Origin of the sequence: Bacillus sp. RC240, assembly GCF_044907945.1 — a bacterium.
GTDB lineage: Bacteria > Bacillota > Bacilli > Bacillales > Bacillaceae_G > Bacillus_A > Bacillus_A mycoides.
The window spans coordinates 668,872-685,139 of sequence record NZ_JBIYCT010000002.1 but is presented as its reverse complement, the minus strand read 5'-3'; the positions used below and the strand labels follow the sequence as shown (position 1 = coordinate 685,139).

Here is a 16,268-nt window from a genome sequence, read left to right as displayed (position 1 = left end):
GCAACGGGAGCAACGGGAGCAACGGGAGCAACGGGAGCAACGGGAGCAACGGGAGCAACGGGAGCAACGGGAGCAACGGGAGCAACGGGAGCAACAGGAGCAACAGGAGCAACGGGTCCAACGGGAGCGACAGGTTCAACGGGAGCAACAGGAGCAACGGGAGCAACAGGAGCAACGGGAGCAACAGGAGCAACGGGAGCAACGGGAATAACGGGAGCAACGGGAGCAACAGGAGCAACAGGAGCAACAGGAGCAACAGGAGCAACGGGAGCAACAGGAGCAACGGGAGCAACGGGAGCAACGGGAGCAACAGGAGCAACGGGAGCAACGGGAATAACGGGAGCAACGGGAGCAACAGGAGCAACGGGAATAATGGGAGCAACGGGAGCAACGGGAGCGACAGGTTCAACGGGAGCAACAGGAGCGACAGGTCCAACAGGTCCAACAGGCCCAACAGGAGCAACAGGAGCAACAGGAGCAACAGGAGCAACAGGAGCAACAGGAGCAACAGGAGCAACGGGAGCAACAGGAGCAACGGGAATAACGGGAGCAACGGGTCCAACGGGAGCGACAGGTTCAACGGGAGCAACGGGAGCAACGGGAGCAACAGGAGCAACGGGAGCAACAGGAGCAACAGGAGCAACGGGAGCAACAGGAGCGACAGGTCCAACAGGTCCAACAGGCCCAACAGGAGCAACAGGAGCAACAGGAGCAACGGGAATAACGGGAGCAACGGGTGAAACAGGAGCGACGGGAGTAACAGGTACAAGTATAACTGCGACGTATGCATTTGCGAATAATACATCAGGAGCGGCAATATCAGTGCTTCTTGGTGGAACAAATGTCCCACTTCCAAATAATCAAAATATCGGTCCAGGAATTACAGTATCGGGGGGGAACACAGTATTTACGGCCGCAAATGCGGGGAATTATTATATTTCATATACAATTAATATAACGGCTTCATTATTAGTTAGTTCGCGAATTACAATTAATGGTGCACCGCTTGCTGGAACTATCAATTCCCCTGCATTAGCAACGACATCATTTAGTGCAACAATTATTACGACTCTTGCAGCGGGGAGTGCAATTAGTTTGCAGTTATTTGGATTGTTAGCTGTTGCCACGTTATCAACGACTACACCTGGTGCAGTTTTAACGATTATAAGATTAAGCTAAGTAACGTGAACTCTCTTATTCTTTTAAAATTAGGAGAGTTTCTACATATAATAAGAAGTTAAGGAAGTAAAGCATAGTTATAAAAAAGTCAGAATATTATGATTGTAACGCTGTTATGACTATAATATAATGAAAACAACTATCATGAATGAACATTCATTTATTTTCACAAGTATTGGAAGGGGGAATGAGAGTGGAAAAACCTTGGCTGCAGAGTTATCCAGATGAAATTCCAGGGACAATTTCTTATGATATTCAGCCACTTCATGGATATTTAGAGAAAATGGCTGCTCGTTATCCAGAAAAGAAAGCGCTTCACTTTTTAGGTAAAGATGTTACATTTTCAGATTTCCATGACAAGGTAAAGAAATTTGCGAATTACCTTCAAAGGCTTGGTATTGAAAAAGGCGATAGAGTTGCGATTATGTTACCGAATTGTCCGCAATCTGTAATTGGTTATTATGGTACTTTGCTTGCGGGAGGGATTGTCGTACAAACGAATCCTCTTTATACAGAAAGAGAGCTGGAGTACCAACTTCATGACTCAGGGGCAAAAGTTATTCTTTGCCTGGATTTAGTGTTTCCGAGAGTTACTAACGTTCAAACTGCAACAAAGCTTGAGCACATTATCGTGACCCGTATTGCAGATTTTTTACCATTTCCTAAAAATTTACTTTATCCATTTGTACAAAAAAAGCAGGCAAATCTTGTTGTGAATGTGTCGGAAAGCGAAACGATTCATCTTTGGAAATCGGTAGAAAGGGAAAGTAGTACTAATGTTGAAGTTCCATGTGATCCTGAAAATGATTTAGCCCTTTTGCAGTATACAGGGGGAACGACAGGGTTTCCAAAAGGGGTTATGTTAACGCATAAAAACCTCGTTTCGAACACTTTAATGGGAGCGCATTGGTTATATAATTGTAAAGAAGGAGAAGAGGTAATTCTTGGTGTTCTTCCGTTTTTTCATGTGTACGGGATGACAGCTGTAATGAATTTAAGTATTATGCAAGGATATAAAATGGTGCTTATTCCGAAGTTTGATATGAAAATGGTTTTTGAAGCAATTAAGAAACATAAAGTTACACTATTTCCAGGAGCACCAACCATTTATATTGCTCTATTAAATAGTCCTCTTTTAAAAGAATATGATATTTCTTCAATTCAGGCTTGTATTAGTGGTTCTGCACCGCTTCCTGTAGAAGTGCAGGAGGAGTTTGAGAGAGTTACAGGTGGTAAATTAGTAGAGGGTTATGGATTAACGGAGTCATCACCAGTTACACATGGGAATTTTTTGTGGGAAAAGCGTGTGCCGGGAAGTATTGGGGTACCGTGGCCGGATACAGAGGCAATCATCATGTCACTTGAAACAGGAGAGTCATTACCTCCAGGTGAAATTGGTGAAATTGTTGTAAAGGGCCCACAAATTATGAAAGGGTATTGGAATAAGCCAGAAGAAACGGCAGCTGTACTGCAAGATGGCTGGCTCCATACAGGTGATGTAGGATGCATGGATGAGGATGGCTTTTTCTATGTGAAAGATCGTAAGAAAGATATGATCGTTGCTAGTGGCTTTAACGTATATCCTCGTGAAGTAGAAGAAGTGTTATATGAGCACGAAAAGGTGCAAGAAGTGGTAACAATCGGTGTTCCTGATCCGTATCGAGGGGAAACTGTAAAAGCGTTTGTTGTTTTGAAAGAAGGCGCTGAGTGTTCTGAAGAAGAATTAGATCAGTTTGCACGTAAATATTTAGCAGCTTACAAAGTTCCGAAGGTATATGAGTTTAGAAGTGAGTTGCCGAAGACGACAGTCGGAAAAATTTTACGTCGTGTCCTAATAGATGAAGAGAAGAGAAAGAATGAGGATGAGCAAACGGGCTAAGGCCCTTTCTTTTTGAAAAAATAGGATTGACACTTTTCTAAATAGTCAGTATTATAAGAATATGAATGACTATTCATTCAGTCATCTTCTTGAAGGGGACAGTAAAGTGAAGAAAAATAGACCGAAATACAATCAGATTATTGATGCTGCAGTCATTGTGATTGCGGAGAATGGATACCATCAAGCGCAAGTTTCTAAAATTGCAAAGCAAGCTGGGGTAGCTGATGGCACGATTTATTTATATTTTAAAAATAAAGAAGATATATTAATATCCTTATTCCAAGAGAAGATGGGAGAATTTGTTGAAACAATTCGTCAAAAAATAGCAGGAATTGAAAGCGCTGTAGCGAAGTTATTCATGTTGGTAGAAACGCACTTCTTGCTGTTGTCACAGAATGATCCTCTTGCTATCGTTACGCAATTAGAGCTAAGGCAGTCCAATCAAGACTTGCGCCTTAAAATAAATGAAGTATTAAAAGGCTACTTACAAGTTATGGATGAGATTTTAGAGACAGGTATAAAGCAAGGTGAATTTCAGGCGGATTTAAACGTTCGCGTGGCAAGACAAATGATCTTTGGAACAGTAGATGAAGTTGTGACCAATTGGGTAATGAGCGATCATAAGTATGATCTGGTCGCACTTTCAAAAACGGTACATGGGCTACTTATTGCAGCTTGTGGTTATCGTAAATAATGGGAGGGATCATGTTGAAATTCCTATCTGTAAAAGTTGAAGATCATATCGCGGTGGCGACGTTAAACCATGCTCCAGCTAATGCGATGTCTTCACAAGTTATGCATGACGTTACTGAATTAATCGATCAAGTGGAAAAGGATGATAACATTCGTGTTGTTGTTCTACATGGTGAAGGACGCTTCTTCTCAGCAGGGGCAGATATTAAAGAATTTACATCTGTTACTGAAGCGAAGCAAGCAACAGAGTTAGCACAGCTTGGACAAGTTACGTTTGAGCGTGTTGAAAAATGTTCAAAACCAGTTATTGCGGCAATTCATGGAGCGGCACTTGGCGGCGGCCTGGAGTTTGCTATGTCTTGCCACATGCGCTTTGTAACTGAAAGTACAAAGCTTGGTTTACCTGAATTAACACTTGGATTAATTCCTGGTTTTGCAGGTACACAGCGCTTACCACGTTATGTTGGTAAAGCGAAAGCTTGTGAAATGATGTTAACAAGTACACCAATTACTGGCGCAGAAGCATTACAATGGGGACTTGTTAACGGAGTGTTTTCTGAAGAATCCATTTTAGAAGATACGCTTAAAATTGCAAAACAGATTGCTGGAAAAAGCCCAGCAACAACTCGTGCTGTGCTAGAGTTATTACAAACGACAAAATCGTCTCATTATTATGAAGGTGTACAGCGTGAATCACAGATTTTTGGTGAAGTATTTACGAGTGAAGATGGAAGAGAAGGCGTAGCAGCGTTTTTAGAAAAACGTAAGCCTTCATTTAGTGGTAGGTAATCCAATTATTTTTTTAATGCAAATTAACAGAATTTTAAAATTGATAGAATCTTTCTGAAAAATAAGGGGGTAAATGAAATGAACATCTACGTACTCATGAAACGAACATTTGATACAGAAGAAAAAATCGTAATTAAAAACGGTGCAATTTACGATGGCGAAGCGGAATTCATCATCAACCCTTACGATGAATATGCGATTGAAGAAGCAATTCAAGTAAGAGATGCACAAGGTGGAGAAGTTACTGTTATAACAGTTGGTGGCGAGGATAGTGAAAAAGAACTTCGCACAGCATTGGCGATGGGCTGCGATAAAGCGGTACTAATTAACATTGAAGATGATGTTGAGAATGGTGACCAATTTACAACAGCAAAAGTACTTGCTGAATATTTAAAAGATAAAGAAATAGATTTAATTTTAGGCGGGAACGTTGCGATTGACGGTGCATCTGGACAAGTTGGTCCACGATTAGCTGAAGCGTTAAATATCCCATACGTAACGACGATTACGAAGCTTGAAATTGATGGTACAAATGTGAAGATTGAGCGTGATGTTGAAGGGGATACAGAAGTAATTGAATCATCATTACCTATTCTAGTAACAGCGCAACAAGGTTTAAATGAACCGCGTTATCCATCACTTCCAGGTATTATGAAAGCGAAGAAGAAGCCACTAGAAGAAGTAGAATTAGATGATTTAGATTTAGAAGAAGATGATGTGGAAGCAAAAACAAAAACAATTGAAATCTATTTGCCTCCTAAGAAAGATGCAGGAAAAGTGTTACAAGGCGAGCTGCAAGATCAAGTAAAAGAACTTGTATCGTTGCTCCATACAGAAGCGAAAGTAATCTAATAAAATACGAAATTATATATGCAGGAGGGAAAATCTATGGCTCGTAAAGTATTAGTAATGGGTGAAGTTCGTGATGGATCGCTACGTAACGTTTCGTTTGAAGCGGTAGCAGCAGCAAAAACAATTGCAGAAGGCGGTGAAGTGGTAGGTCTTCTAGTTGGAGACAGCGTTGCCTCTTTTGCAAATGAATTGATTCATTACGGTGCAGATCGCGTTGTGACAGTTGAAAATGATAAATTAAAATCATATACATCTGATGGTTATGCACAAGCATTTTTAGCTGTATATGCTGAAGAAAATCCAGAAGGCATTGTATTTGGACATACAGCACTTGGTAAAGATTTATCACCAAAATTAGCAGCGAAGCTTGAAGCTGGTTTAATTTCTGACGTGACGGCTTTAGAAGTTGAAGGTGGAAATGTTATCTTCACTCGTCCAATTTACTCTGGTAAAGCATTCGAGAAGAAGATTGTAACAGATGGTATATTATTTGCGACAGTGCGCCCAAATAATATCGCAACTCTTGAAAAAGATGAATCTCGCACAGGTGAAGCGTCTTCTATTACAGTTGATGTGAAAGATCTACGTACAATCATTCAAGACGTTGTCCGTAAAACGGCAGAAGGTGTTGATCTTTCTGAAGCGAAAGTTATTATCGCTGGTGGACGTGGTGTGAAGAGTGAAGAAGGATTTAAACCGTTAAAAGAATTAGCTGACGTACTAGGCGGCGCTGTTGGAGCATCTCGTGGTGCTTGTGATGCAGAGTACTGTGATTATTCATTACAAATTGGTCAAACAGGTAAAGTTGTTACACCAGACCTATACATTGCATGCGGGATTTCTGGTGCGATTCAGCATTTAGCTGGTATGTCTAATTCAAAAATAATTGTTGCGATTAATAAAGATCCAGAAGCTAGTATCTTCAAAGTAGCTGACTATGGTATTGTCGGTGATCTGTTTGAAGTATTACCTCTTTTAACAGAAGAGTTTAAAAAGTTAAAAGTACATTCATGATTTGAGTACCCTTGAGTTCCAAGTGAAGTACCCCTATATATAGAAAAAGGTGAGAGATCCCCTGTCTCTCATCTTTTTAGTATTTCATCCATATTTTTATATAGTATAAAGGAACATTTTTTTGTTACAATACATAACGATACATAATATTCGCCACGTATAAAAGTTAATGATATACTCTTGGTAGAATATACTTGAAGGAGGAAATAAAATGGCAATTATAAATGCAAATGACCAAAGCTTCGCAGCTGAAACTAGCGAAGGTGTTGTACTATTAGATTTCTGGGCGCCTTGGTGCGGACCTTGTAAAATGATCGCTCCTGTATTAGAGGAAATCGATTCAGAGTTAGGCGAGAAAGTAAAAGTAGTAAAAGTTGACGTTGATGAAAACCAAGAAACTGCTCGTCAATTCGAAGTAATGAGCATTCCAGCTCTTTTCGTATTAAAAGATGGTAAAGTGGTTGATCAAGCGTTAGGATATAAACCGAAAGAAGCGTTAGTAGAATTAGTTTCTAAACACTTCTAAAATAAAGAAGCTACCAGTTGGTAGCTTTTTTTATTTTCTTTTTTACAACCTTTCCGTTACAATAAAAGAACGTATGTTGGGTGTTTTGGCATAGTATGTTTTTATGTGAAAATAAAAATGATAAGCATGTAGAAATGGAGGGAGACGAGTGCACGAGCATTTAAAAGAGAAGTTAGCAATTTTGCCCGATCAACCTGGTTGTTATTTAATGAAGGATAAGCAGGGAACGGTTATATATGTCGGAAAAGCAAAGGTACTCAAAAATCGTGTGCGCTCGTACTTTACTGGTTCGCATGATGGGAAAACACTTCGGCTTGTTGGAGAAATTGTTGATTTTGAATATATTGTGACTTCCTCAAATTTGGAGGCTCTTATTTTAGAGTTAAATTTAATAAAAAAATATGATCCAAAATATAATATTCAATTAAAAGATGATAAAACATATCCTTTCATTAAAATTACAGCTGAAAAACAGCCGCGCTTACTCATTACGCGAAATGTAAAAAAGGATAAAGGAAAGTACTTTGGGCCTTATCCAAATGCGCAATCGGCACATGAAACAAAGAAATTATTAGATCGTATGTATCCACTTCGTAAATGTTCAAATATGCCAGATAAAGTTTGCTTGTATTATCATATGGGTCAATGTTTAGCACCTTGTGTGAAAGAAGTAACGGATGAGCAAAACAAAGAAATTGTTGATGAAATTATTAAATTCTTAAACGGTGGGCATAAAGAAATTCGTTCAGAATTAGAAACGAAGATGTATGAGGCTTCAGAAAAGCTAGAATTTGAACGGGCGAAAGAGTTGCGAGATCAAATTGCTCATATTGATGCAATTATGGAAAAGCAAAAGATGATTATGAGTGATTTAGTGGATCGTGATGTGTTTGGATATGCAGTTGATAAAGGGTGGATGTGTGTTCAAGTTTTCTTCGTTCGAAAAGGAAAGCTAATTGAACGTGATGTTTCTATGTTCCCGATTTATGATGAACCAGAAGAGGGATTTTTAACTTTTATCGGTCAATTTTATGAAAACAGTAGTCATTTCAAGCCGAAGGAAATTGTTGTTCCAGGAAGTATAGATTCAGAATTAGTAGAGCGCTTTTTAGAAGTTGAAGCGACACAGCCGAAGCGTGGGAAGAAAAAAGATCTTGTGGAATTAGCAAATAAAAATGCAAAAATTGCACTAGAAGAGAAATTTCACTTAATTGAACGTGATGAAGAACGGACGATTAAAGCTGTTGATAATCTCGGGAAGCAACTAGGGATTGAAACACCATATCGTATTGAAGCGTTTGATAATTCGAATATTCAAGGAACAAATCCTGTTTCAGCAATGATTGCTTTTATCGATGGGAAACCAGCGAAGAAAGAATATCGGAAATATAAAATTAAAACGGTTCAAGGTCCTGATGATTACGAGTCTATGAGGGAAGTTGTAAGACGCCGTTATACGAGGGCGCTTAAAGAAAATTTACCTTTACCAGATTTAATCATTATTGATGGTGGAAAAGGCCATCTGGCCGCTACAAGTGATGTTCTGGAGAATGAACTCGGATTATATATTCCAATGGCAGGGCTTGTAAAAGATGACAAACATAAAACATCACATTTAATCATTGGAGATCCGCCTGAACCTGTGATGCTTGAGAGGAATAGCCAAGAATTTTATTTATTACAACGCATTCAAGATGAAGTGCATAGATTTGCAATTACATTCCATCGCCAGTTGCACGGGAAATCGGTCATTCAATCAGCATTGGATGATATTCCAGGAATCGGCGATAAACGAAAAAAGGTATTGTTAAAACATTTTGGCTCGTTAAAAAAGATGAAAGAAGCTTCCATAGCTGAATTTGTCGAAGCAGGTATGCCGAAAAATGTTGCAGAGATGATATATACTTATTTAACAGATAAGAAGACGTTGTAGTTTACAACGTCTTCTGTTTTTTGGTATAATTTCTGAATATTTAAAATAAACTCACCTGAATGAATATACAAAAAAGTCAACTAAACTTATATGTCTAGTTGACTGTAAGTAGATGCTACACTTCAATGAGATCTTTCATATCCCATTTAACAAGAAATGTAATAGAGTCTGAACGTTTTTTCTGTTCCTCATAGGACTCTGCAACGACGTTTCTTTGTCTTTGAATTTGCTCGGCGATAAATCCAGCTTCTAATTGATAAGATGAATGTCTTTTTTGTTTTTGACGCTCAGTAATAAGTGTACCTTTAAGTTGAAACTGCATTTCACGACGTTTATGTTCAATGATGCTTAAAGTGCCCCAACCAGCTTTTTCAAAAAACTGAATGACTTCTTCAATTGTTTCTAGCGGATATTTTCTCCCAAGGTTTCTACCGGCCCAGTATAAAATACCATCTAAATCGTTACCAATTAAATCAGGTAGTAATTCTTCACGTAGCAATTCATAAGCGAAGGCGTTCAATGAAACATCTTCTAAAGATGTTATATCGATTGTATTTTTGCTCACAATATTCCCCTCTTTCTATAGGGATTATTATATAACATTTTTCATTTATAAAAACAGATTTTTCTTTGGGTAAATCTGAATATATAAGAAAAAAAAAGAATTGGCAAATTATATGCAAATTATGTATACGTTTTCTTGACGCTTCGACAAAAATAGGGGTAAAATGAACTTGGAATCAAATTATGCTGAAATATTTTGAATAATTTTTTCAGTTTTTCTTATGCCAATAGTGAAAAAACATTATTGTTGTAAATTAATCTGAAAACAGCAGTCAAACATTCAAGGGGGTAATGGGGACATGAAAGGCCGCGAGTATACGTTTCGTAAGTGGCACTCATTAATGGGGGTCATCCCGGTTGGTGTCTTTTTGACGCAACATTTAATTGTAAACAACTTTGCAACAAGAGGAGCAGAGGCTTTTAACAAAGCTGCAGGCTTTATGGAGCTCCTTCCATTCCGGTATGCGCTAGAAATTTTCATCATCTTTTTACCTATACTGTACCATGCTATATATGGCTTATATATTGCATTTACAGCTAAGAACAATGCGGTATCTTACGGCTATTTCCGTAACTGGATGTTCGTCTTCCAACGAATTTCAGGTATCGTTACGCTGATCTTCATTTCTTGGCACGTCTGGGAAACTCGTATTCAAGCATTGTTAGGTAAAGAGGTAAACTATGATATGATGGCAGATATTTTAAACAACCCATTTATGTTTGGTTTCTATTTAGTTGGTGTTGTTTCAACAATTTTCCACTTTGCAAATGGACTATGGACATTCTGCATAAGCTGGGGAATTACAGTATCTCCACGTTCACAAAGAATCTCTACTTATGTAACATTAGCTATTTTCTTAGGTCTATCTTATGTAGGTGTGAGTGCATTATTAGCGTTCATCGATCCACAGCTAGCAAACCAGTAAGGAGTGGGAGAGCATGAAAGGGAAACTTATAGTAGTCGGCGGTGGCTTGGCCGGCTTAATGGCAACGATTAAAGCGGCAGAAGCAGGAGTAAATGTTGAACTATTTTCTTTAGTACCAGTAAAACGTTCACATTCTGTATGTGCCCAAGGTGGAATTAACGGTGCCGTAAATACAAAAGGTGAAGGGGATTCTCCATGGATCCACTTTGACGATACAATTTATGGTGGGGACTTCTTAGCGAACCAACCACCAGTTAAAGCGATGTGTGATGCAGCACCTGGTATTATTCATTTAATGGACCGCATGGGTGTTATGTTCAACCGTACGGAAGAAGGACTTCTGGATTTCCGTCGTTTCGGTGGAACACAACATCACCGTACAGCATTTGCTGGCGCAACAACTGGTCAACAATTACTATATGCATTAGATGAGCAAGTACGTCGTCATGAAGTAGCAGGACTTGTAACGAAATATGAAGGTTGGGATTTCTTACGAGCTGTTGTAGATGATGAAGGTGTGTGCCGAGGAATCGTCGCGCAAGACTTACAAACTATGGAGATAAAAAGTTTCCAAGCTGATGCCGTGATTATGGCAACAGGGGGCCCTGGTATCATCTTTGGAAAATCAACAAACTCTATTATTAATACAGGTACAGCAGCGTCTGCTGTATATCAACAAGGTGCATATTATGCGAACGGTGAGTTCATTCAAATTCATCCAACGGCAATTCCTGGAGACGATAAGTTACGTCTTATGAGTGAATCTGCACGTGGTGAAGGTGGACGTGTTTGGACGTATAAAGATGGTAAGCCATGGTACTTCTTAGAAGAAAAATATCCAGCTTACGGAAACCTTGTACCTCGTGATATTGCAACGCGTGAAATCTTTGATGTTTGCGTAGAGCAAAAACTAGGTATTAACGGTGAAAACATGGTGTACTTAGATCTTTCTCATAAAGATCCGAAAGAACTAGATATTAAACTTGGTGGAATTATTGAAATCTATGAGAAATTTACAGGTGATGATCCTCGTAAACTACCAATGAAAATCTTCCCAGCAGTTCACTATTCAATGGGCGGATTATGGGTTGATTATAAGCAAATGACAAGCATTCCAGGTTTATTTGCAGCAGGTGAGTGTGATTATTCTATGCACGGTGGTAACCGCCTTGGTGCGAACTCATTATTATCAGCAATTTACGGTGGTATGGTAGCAGGACCGAACGCAATTGAGTATATGAAAGGTCTTTCTAAATCATCTGATGCTGTTTCATCTACTGTATATGAGCAAAATGAATTAATCGAAACAGAGAAATTTAACAATATTTTAATGCTTGATGGTAACGAAAATGCATATGTTCTTCATAAAGAGCTTGGAGAATGGATGACAGATAACGTTACAGTAGTTCGTGAAAATAAAAAGTTACTAGAAACTGATGCGAAAATTGAAGAGTTAATGGCGCGTTACAAACGCATTAACATTAACGATACAGCAAGATGGAGTAACCAGGGTGCTTCATTTACACGCCAACTTGCAAATATGTTCGAGTTAGCACGTGTTATTACAATTGGCGCATATAACCGTAATGAAAGCCGCGGAGCGCATTACAAACCAGAATTCCCAAATCGTGATGATGCAAACTTCTTAAAAACTACGATGGCGAAATTTGAGGGAGAAGGAAAGGCACCAGCATTCCATTACGAAGAAGTGGATGTTTCATTAATTAAACCACGTAAACGTGACTATTCCTCAAAACATGATGTAGCTGCTAAGGGTGAAGAGAAGGGGGATAAACAACATGTCTGAGAAAACAATCCGCCTCATCATTACGAGACAAGATGGCCCAGATGCACAAGAGTTTGACCAAGAGTTTGAAATTCCATATCGTCCTAATATGAATATTATTTCGGCGCTTATGGAAATTCGCCGTAATCCTGTCGACTCAAAAGGGAACCAAACAACTCCGATCGCATGGGATATGAACTGCTTAGAGGAAGTATGTGGAGCATGTTCGATGGTGATTAACGGAAAACCACGTCAATCATGTACAGCCCTTATTGACCAGTTAGAGCAACCAATTCGCTTAAAGCCGATGAAGACATTCCCGATTGTACGTGATTTACAAGTTGACCGTAGCCGTATGTTTAACGCGTTAAAACGTGTTAAAGCTTGGATTCCAATCGACGGTACGTACGACCTAGGGCCAGGTCCAAGAATGCCAGAGAAAAAGCGTCAATGGGCATATGAACTTTCGAAATGTATGACATGTGGTGTTTGCTTAGAGTCATGTCCGAACGTAAACAGTAAGTCTGACTTTATTGGACCAGCACCGCTTTCACAAGCGCGTTTATTTAACTCGCATCCAACTGGTGAAATGCATAAAGCAGATCGCTTACGTGCAATTATGGGTGATGGAGGACTTGCAAACTGTGGTAACTCTCAAAACTGTGTGCAATCATGTCCGAAAGGTATTCCATTAACAACTTCAATTGCAGCATTAAACCGTGATACAACAATTCAATCGTTCAAAGATTTCTTTGGTAGCGACAATAACTATTAATAAATATTGCCTCTTCATGTTGAAGAGGCAATATTTATAACTTTATATTTCTGTTTATTCTGTTTATCCCGCATTAACGGGCAGTAAAACTCCCACCTCAAAATTCAGGTGGAGCAAAGAAGCTAGGTGGGAGATCAACTGCCCGTAAACGCCCGATTGATTCAACTAATAATCATTGGGGGATGAACAAAACCCCCACTGATTAAAGTTTCACTTTATTTTAAGGGCGAAAAGGAGAGGGAACGATGAAGAGAATTTCTTATATTGAAGACTTTGAGCAATGGGAAAGTGGTTTTTCATTTTATAATCCTGTCAAAGTTCGTTTTGGTGAAGTAGATATGTTTGGACATGTAAATAATGTCGTTGCTTTTACATATTTTGAAGAAGCGCGTATCGCATTGTTTAAAGAACTCGGATTTATGCAAGAATGGACACATGAATCATCAGAAACGATGATAGTCGTCGCAGATCTACAATGCAATTTTATTAAACAAATTTATTTTGATGAGCAGTTGAAAGTATATGTAAAGGCGGGAGCGGTTGGGAATTCCTCTTTAGATTTACACTATATGGTCAAAAATGCAGAAGGAGAAGTTTGTTTAGTTGGACGCGGTATGATGGTCCAAGCATCGAAAAAAACTGGAAGAGGCGAACCGTGGCCTGAGGAATGGAAGGAATTATTACAATAATAGAATAAAAGAAAAATAAGAGAGCGATTCGCTCTCTTATTTTTTGTCCTTCGTTGCCTCTTCTAATGTTAGGTGGTGCTTATATATGTATGCGGCATATGGATTGCCAACGTAGCGTAAGTGCCACGGTTCATATGAATATTCTGTTGTCTCTGTTTTATCCTCTAAATAATGAATGACAAATCCGAACTCATGGGCATGTTCTGCAACCCATTTTCCTTCTGCTGTCTCTCCGAAAATTGGTTCTAATTGGAATTTGGCGGATTTTGAGCTAATATCCATTGCTAGACCAGTTTGATGCTCACTTGTTCCAGGAATTGCACTTACCGAATCAGCCTCAGCTTTTCCTTGGCGTTTAATATATGTATTATGTAATGACTGTTGGCGTTTGTAAGAACGGTAACCTGAAACTGCTGTAAGTTCTAAACTTTCTTTTTTCGCTGCTTGGAACATTTTTTCAAGAGCGTCTGCAGCATCTTTGCGAAGTAATGTTTTCTCTTTATCTTTTGGACTAGTAAATGGTACGTTCGGTTTCGTTAAATCTTCTGGAATGTACCCATCTGGTAATTTACGATGTTTATTGACTAACACAAGAGCAGAATCTGGGTTTGTTACAACGGAAAAATTATCATCTAGTTTCTTTGCATTATGATCAGCTTTTGGGAAAGCAGGAATCTCTTCTTTTGGATGGTTACTATGTTTTTGACTTTCGACAGCTTTCGCCTCATTTTGCAGTGGTGATTTAGAACCAAAGTAAGCGAAAGATGTGATACCGATTACAATAGTAGTGACAGAAATAATTATTATCTTTTTCATGATACCTTGTAATCACTGTCCTTTCTTAATAAAATATGTATCGTTTTTATTATAAGTCTAGTTTATTGAAAAAGAAATATAAGAGTCATAACGTAATAGAAACGCAAAGAAAATGTCAGAAAATGTAGTGTTTTTTCATATAATTCATTTATTATCTTTCATGAAGTTCATTTTTTATGTAATATATGTATATAAGAAGATGTAGCGATTATTAAGGATAAAGGACTTCTTGTATAGACTAGGAGTGAATGGGAATGGATTTTGCAACAATTATTGGAATCATTTTAGGAGTGTTGGCAGTAGTAGTAGGAATGGTCGTCAAGGGTGCTGACATAACAGCCTTACTAAACCCTGCGGCAGCACTAATTATTTTCGTCGGTACATTTGCTGCAGTGTGTATTGCATTTCCGATGAATCAACTAAAAAGAGTTCCAAAATTATTTAAAGTTCTTTTTGGTTCAAATAAAAAAGATTTAAGTTATGAACAATTGCTAGAATTATTTGTTCATTGGACATCTGAGAGTAGAAAATACGGTATTTTGTCTTTAGAGCAACAATTAGATGAAATTGAAGATGAATTTCTTTTGCGTGGTATGAAATTTGTTATTGATGGTGTATCTGCAGAGGATTTAGAACAAATTTTAGAAGCCGAATTAGAAGCGATTGAAGAGAGACATGCAAAAGGGGCTGCTATTTTTTCGCAAGCTGGTACATATGCACCTACACTAGGGGTTTTAGGTGCTGTTATTGGTCTTGTAGCTGCACTTGGAAATTTAACTGATATTGAAAAGCTAGGGCATGCTATTTCAGGTGCGTTTATTGCAACGATTTTCGGTATTTTTTCAGGTTACGTATTATGGCATCCATTTGCAAACAAATTGAAGCAAAAGTCTGCTGCTGAATTAGAGAAGAAACGTTTAATTATTGATTGTTTATTAATGTTACAAGAAGGTACATATCCGTTTATTATGAAGAACCGTATTTTAGGTGCACTTTCTGCAACTGAGCGTAAAAAGCTAGAAAAAGGAGCAGAAAAAAATGCGGAGTAAGAAAAATAGAAGAGGTAAAAAGAAAAAACATGATGAGCATATCGATGAAACTTGGTTAATTCCATATTCTGATATGTTAACGTTGTTATTTGCATTGTTCATCGTATTATTCGCAATGAGTAGTATAGATGCTGCGAAGTTTAAACAGATGGCAGTTGCTTTTCGAAGTGAGTTAGCCGGTGGAACAGGAAATAAAGAATTTTTAAGCGATCAAAAACCAAATGAGGAAAAAGAATTATCAGCAAATAGCCTTGAGGCAGAACAAGCAAAAAAACAAGCGGAAGATAGAGCTAAAGAAAAAAAAGAAATGGATGAGTTGAAAGCATTACAAAAAAAGATTGATCAATATATTAATGAGAAACAATTATCCTCTTCTTTTCAAACTAAGTTAACTGAAAAAGGATTAATGTTAACGATATTAGAAAATGTACTATTTGATTCAGGGAAAGCAGATGTGAAGTTGGAATCGTTAGGGATTGCAAAAGAGATGTCTAACCTACTTGTTTCAGCATCACCTCGTGAAATTACAGTGTCGGGTCATACAGATACGGTTCCTATCGCAAATGCTCAGTTTGCATCAAACTGGGAGTTAAGTACACAGCGTGCAGTTAATTTCATGCAGGTGTTACTCCAAAATAAAGAATTGCAACCAGAAAAATTTAGTGCAGTTGGTTATGGAGAATACCGCTCAATTGCACCAAATGATACGCCAGAAGGAAAAGCGAAAAATAGACGTGTTGAAGTGTTTATCTTGCCTTTAACAAGAAATATGCAATAAAAGAGGATGGCGCAAGCCAT

The 16,268-nt window shown here is 38.4% G+C and carries 16 protein-coding genes; 14 read left to right on the top strand and 2 right to left on the bottom strand.

Going from position 1 to position 16,268, the window contains the following annotated elements:
- The 8 genes from ABH955_RS11535 to uvrC all read left to right on the top strand — a co-directional run.
- Nucleotides 1-1,179: BclA C-terminal domain-containing protein (locus ABH955_RS11535; RefSeq protein ID WP_404491126.1), on the top strand; the 1,179-nt coding region annotated here is incomplete at its 5' end.
- A 193-nt stretch (nucleotides 1,180-1,372) separates the two neighbouring features.
- A complete protein-coding gene (locus tag ABH955_RS11530) occupies nucleotides 1,373-3,058 on the top strand; it encodes a long-chain-fatty-acid--CoA ligase (RefSeq protein ID WP_404454185.1) in 1,686 nt (561 codons plus the stop codon).
- Nucleotides 3,059-3,164: 106 nt separating this feature from the next.
- Nucleotides 3,165-3,752, top strand: a complete 588-nt coding sequence (locus tag ABH955_RS11525; protein ID WP_087945806.1) for a fatty acid metabolism transcriptional regulator FadR — start codon at nucleotides 3,165-3,167, stop codon at nucleotides 3,750-3,752.
- A gap of 11 nt (nucleotides 3,753-3,763) precedes the next feature.
- Nucleotides 3,764-4,540 (top strand): enoyl-CoA hydratase, encoded by a 777-nt coding sequence (locus ABH955_RS11520; protein ID WP_002088868.1) that lies wholly within the window; start codon nucleotides 3,764-3,766, stop codon nucleotides 4,538-4,540.
- 78 nt (nucleotides 4,541-4,618) lie between these two features.
- The gene (gene etfB, locus ABH955_RS11515; protein WP_404491125.1) at nucleotides 4,619-5,392 is read left to right on the top strand and encodes an electron transfer flavoprotein subunit beta; all 774 of its coding nucleotides are present in this window, start codon (nucleotides 4,619-4,621) and stop codon (nucleotides 5,390-5,392) included.
- Between the two features lie 36 nt (nucleotides 5,393-5,428).
- Entirely contained in the window at nucleotides 5,429-6,406 is a 978-nt protein-coding gene (gene etfA / locus ABH955_RS11510; protein WP_404454182.1) for an electron transfer flavoprotein subunit alpha, read from the top strand.
- Between the two features lie 211 nt (nucleotides 6,407-6,617).
- Nucleotides 6,618-6,932 (top strand): thioredoxin, encoded by a 315-nt coding sequence (gene trxA / locus ABH955_RS11505; protein WP_000974757.1) that lies wholly within the window; start codon nucleotides 6,618-6,620, stop codon nucleotides 6,930-6,932.
- Nucleotides 6,933-7,080: 148 nt separating this feature from the next.
- Nucleotides 7,081-8,865 (top strand): excinuclease ABC subunit C, encoded by a 1,785-nt coding sequence (gene uvrC, locus ABH955_RS11500; RefSeq protein ID WP_002088863.1) that lies wholly within the window; start codon nucleotides 7,081-7,083, stop codon nucleotides 8,863-8,865.
- 115 nt (nucleotides 8,866-8,980) lie between these two features.
- Here the strand turns inward: uvrC and ABH955_RS11495 are convergent, their stop codons facing one another.
- Nucleotides 8,981-9,430 carry a YslB family protein gene (locus tag ABH955_RS11495; protein WP_404454176.1) on the bottom strand — a complete coding sequence of 150 codons (450 nt, stop codon included), beginning with the start codon at nucleotides 9,428-9,430 and terminating at the stop codon, nucleotides 8,981-8,983.
- A 298-nt stretch (nucleotides 9,431-9,728) separates the two neighbouring features.
- On the opposite strand from ABH955_RS11495, the gene sdhC reads away from it, so the two are divergent.
- The 4 genes from sdhC to ABH955_RS11475 all read left to right on the top strand — a co-directional run bounded on the left by sdhC (nucleotide 9,729) and on the right by ABH955_RS11475 (nucleotide 13,605).
- A complete protein-coding gene (gene sdhC / locus ABH955_RS11490) occupies nucleotides 9,729-10,355 on the top strand; it encodes a succinate dehydrogenase cytochrome B558 (RefSeq protein WP_002015407.1) in 627 nt (208 codons plus the stop codon).
- Nucleotides 10,356-10,368: 13 nt separating this feature from the next.
- Nucleotides 10,369-12,162 carry a succinate dehydrogenase flavoprotein subunit gene (sdhA, locus tag ABH955_RS11485; protein ID WP_002034228.1) on the top strand — a complete coding sequence of 598 codons (1,794 nt, stop codon included), beginning with the start codon at nucleotides 10,369-10,371 and terminating at the stop codon, nucleotides 12,160-12,162.
- Nucleotides 12,155-12,916: a succinate dehydrogenase iron-sulfur subunit gene (sdhB, locus tag ABH955_RS11480; protein ID WP_002088861.1), complete on the top strand. Its 762-nt coding sequence runs from the start codon at nucleotides 12,155-12,157 to the stop codon at nucleotides 12,914-12,916. Before sdhA ends, sdhB begins: the two co-directional genes overlap by 8 nt.
- A 245-nt stretch (nucleotides 12,917-13,161) precedes the next feature.
- Nucleotides 13,162-13,605, top strand: coding sequence for an acyl-CoA thioesterase (locus tag ABH955_RS11475; protein ID WP_002015410.1), 444 nt, complete (start codon nucleotides 13,162-13,164; stop codon nucleotides 13,603-13,605).
- Nucleotides 13,606-13,641: 36 nt separating this feature from the next.
- Here ABH955_RS11475 and ABH955_RS11470 read toward each other — a convergent pair whose 3' ends face one another.
- Entirely contained in the window at nucleotides 13,642-14,421 is a 780-nt protein-coding gene (locus tag ABH955_RS11470) for a M15 family metallopeptidase (protein ID WP_404491124.1), read from the bottom strand.
- Between the two features lie 254 nt (nucleotides 14,422-14,675).
- On the opposite strand from ABH955_RS11470, the gene motA reads away from it, so the two are divergent.
- Both motA and motB read left to right on the top strand, forming a co-directional pair.
- A complete protein-coding gene (gene motA / locus ABH955_RS11465; RefSeq protein ID WP_002129301.1) occupies nucleotides 14,676-15,470 on the top strand; it encodes a flagellar motor stator protein MotA in 795 nt (264 codons plus the stop codon).
- Entirely contained in the window at nucleotides 15,460-16,248 is a 789-nt protein-coding gene (gene motB / locus ABH955_RS11460) for a flagellar motor protein MotB (protein WP_002184884.1), read from the top strand. Before motA ends, motB begins: the two co-directional genes overlap by 11 nt.
- Nucleotides 16,249-16,268 lie beyond the last annotated feature (20 nt).

Coding starts and splice junctions, on each gene's coding strand:
- motB (WP_002184884.1), top strand. CDS start 15,460: ATGCGGAGTAAGAAAAATAGAAGAGGTAAAAAGAAAAAACATGATGAG.
- etfB (WP_404491125.1), top strand. CDS start 4,619: ATGAACATCTACGTACTCATGAAACGAACATTTGATACAGAAGAAAAA.
- ABH955_RS11475 (WP_002015410.1), top strand. CDS start 13,162: ATGAAGAGAATTTCTTATATTGAAGACTTTGAGCAATGGGAAAGTGGT.
- ABH955_RS11520 (WP_002088868.1), top strand. CDS start 3,764: ATGTTGAAATTCCTATCTGTAAAAGTTGAAGATCATATCGCGGTGGCG.
- motA (WP_002129301.1), top strand. CDS start 14,676: ATGGATTTTGCAACAATTATTGGAATCATTTTAGGAGTGTTGGCAGTA.
- ABH955_RS11470 (WP_404491124.1), bottom strand. CDS start 14,421: ATGAAAAAGATAATAATTATTTCTGTCACTACTATTGTAATCGGTATC.
- etfA (WP_404454182.1), top strand. CDS start 5,429: ATGGCTCGTAAAGTATTAGTAATGGGTGAAGTTCGTGATGGATCGCTA.
- sdhB (WP_002088861.1), top strand. CDS start 12,155: ATGTCTGAGAAAACAATCCGCCTCATCATTACGAGACAAGATGGCCCA.
- trxA (WP_000974757.1), top strand. CDS start 6,618: ATGGCAATTATAAATGCAAATGACCAAAGCTTCGCAGCTGAAACTAGC.
- sdhC (WP_002015407.1), top strand. CDS start 9,729: ATGAAAGGCCGCGAGTATACGTTTCGTAAGTGGCACTCATTAATGGGG.
- sdhA (WP_002034228.1), top strand. CDS start 10,369: ATGAAAGGGAAACTTATAGTAGTCGGCGGTGGCTTGGCCGGCTTAATG.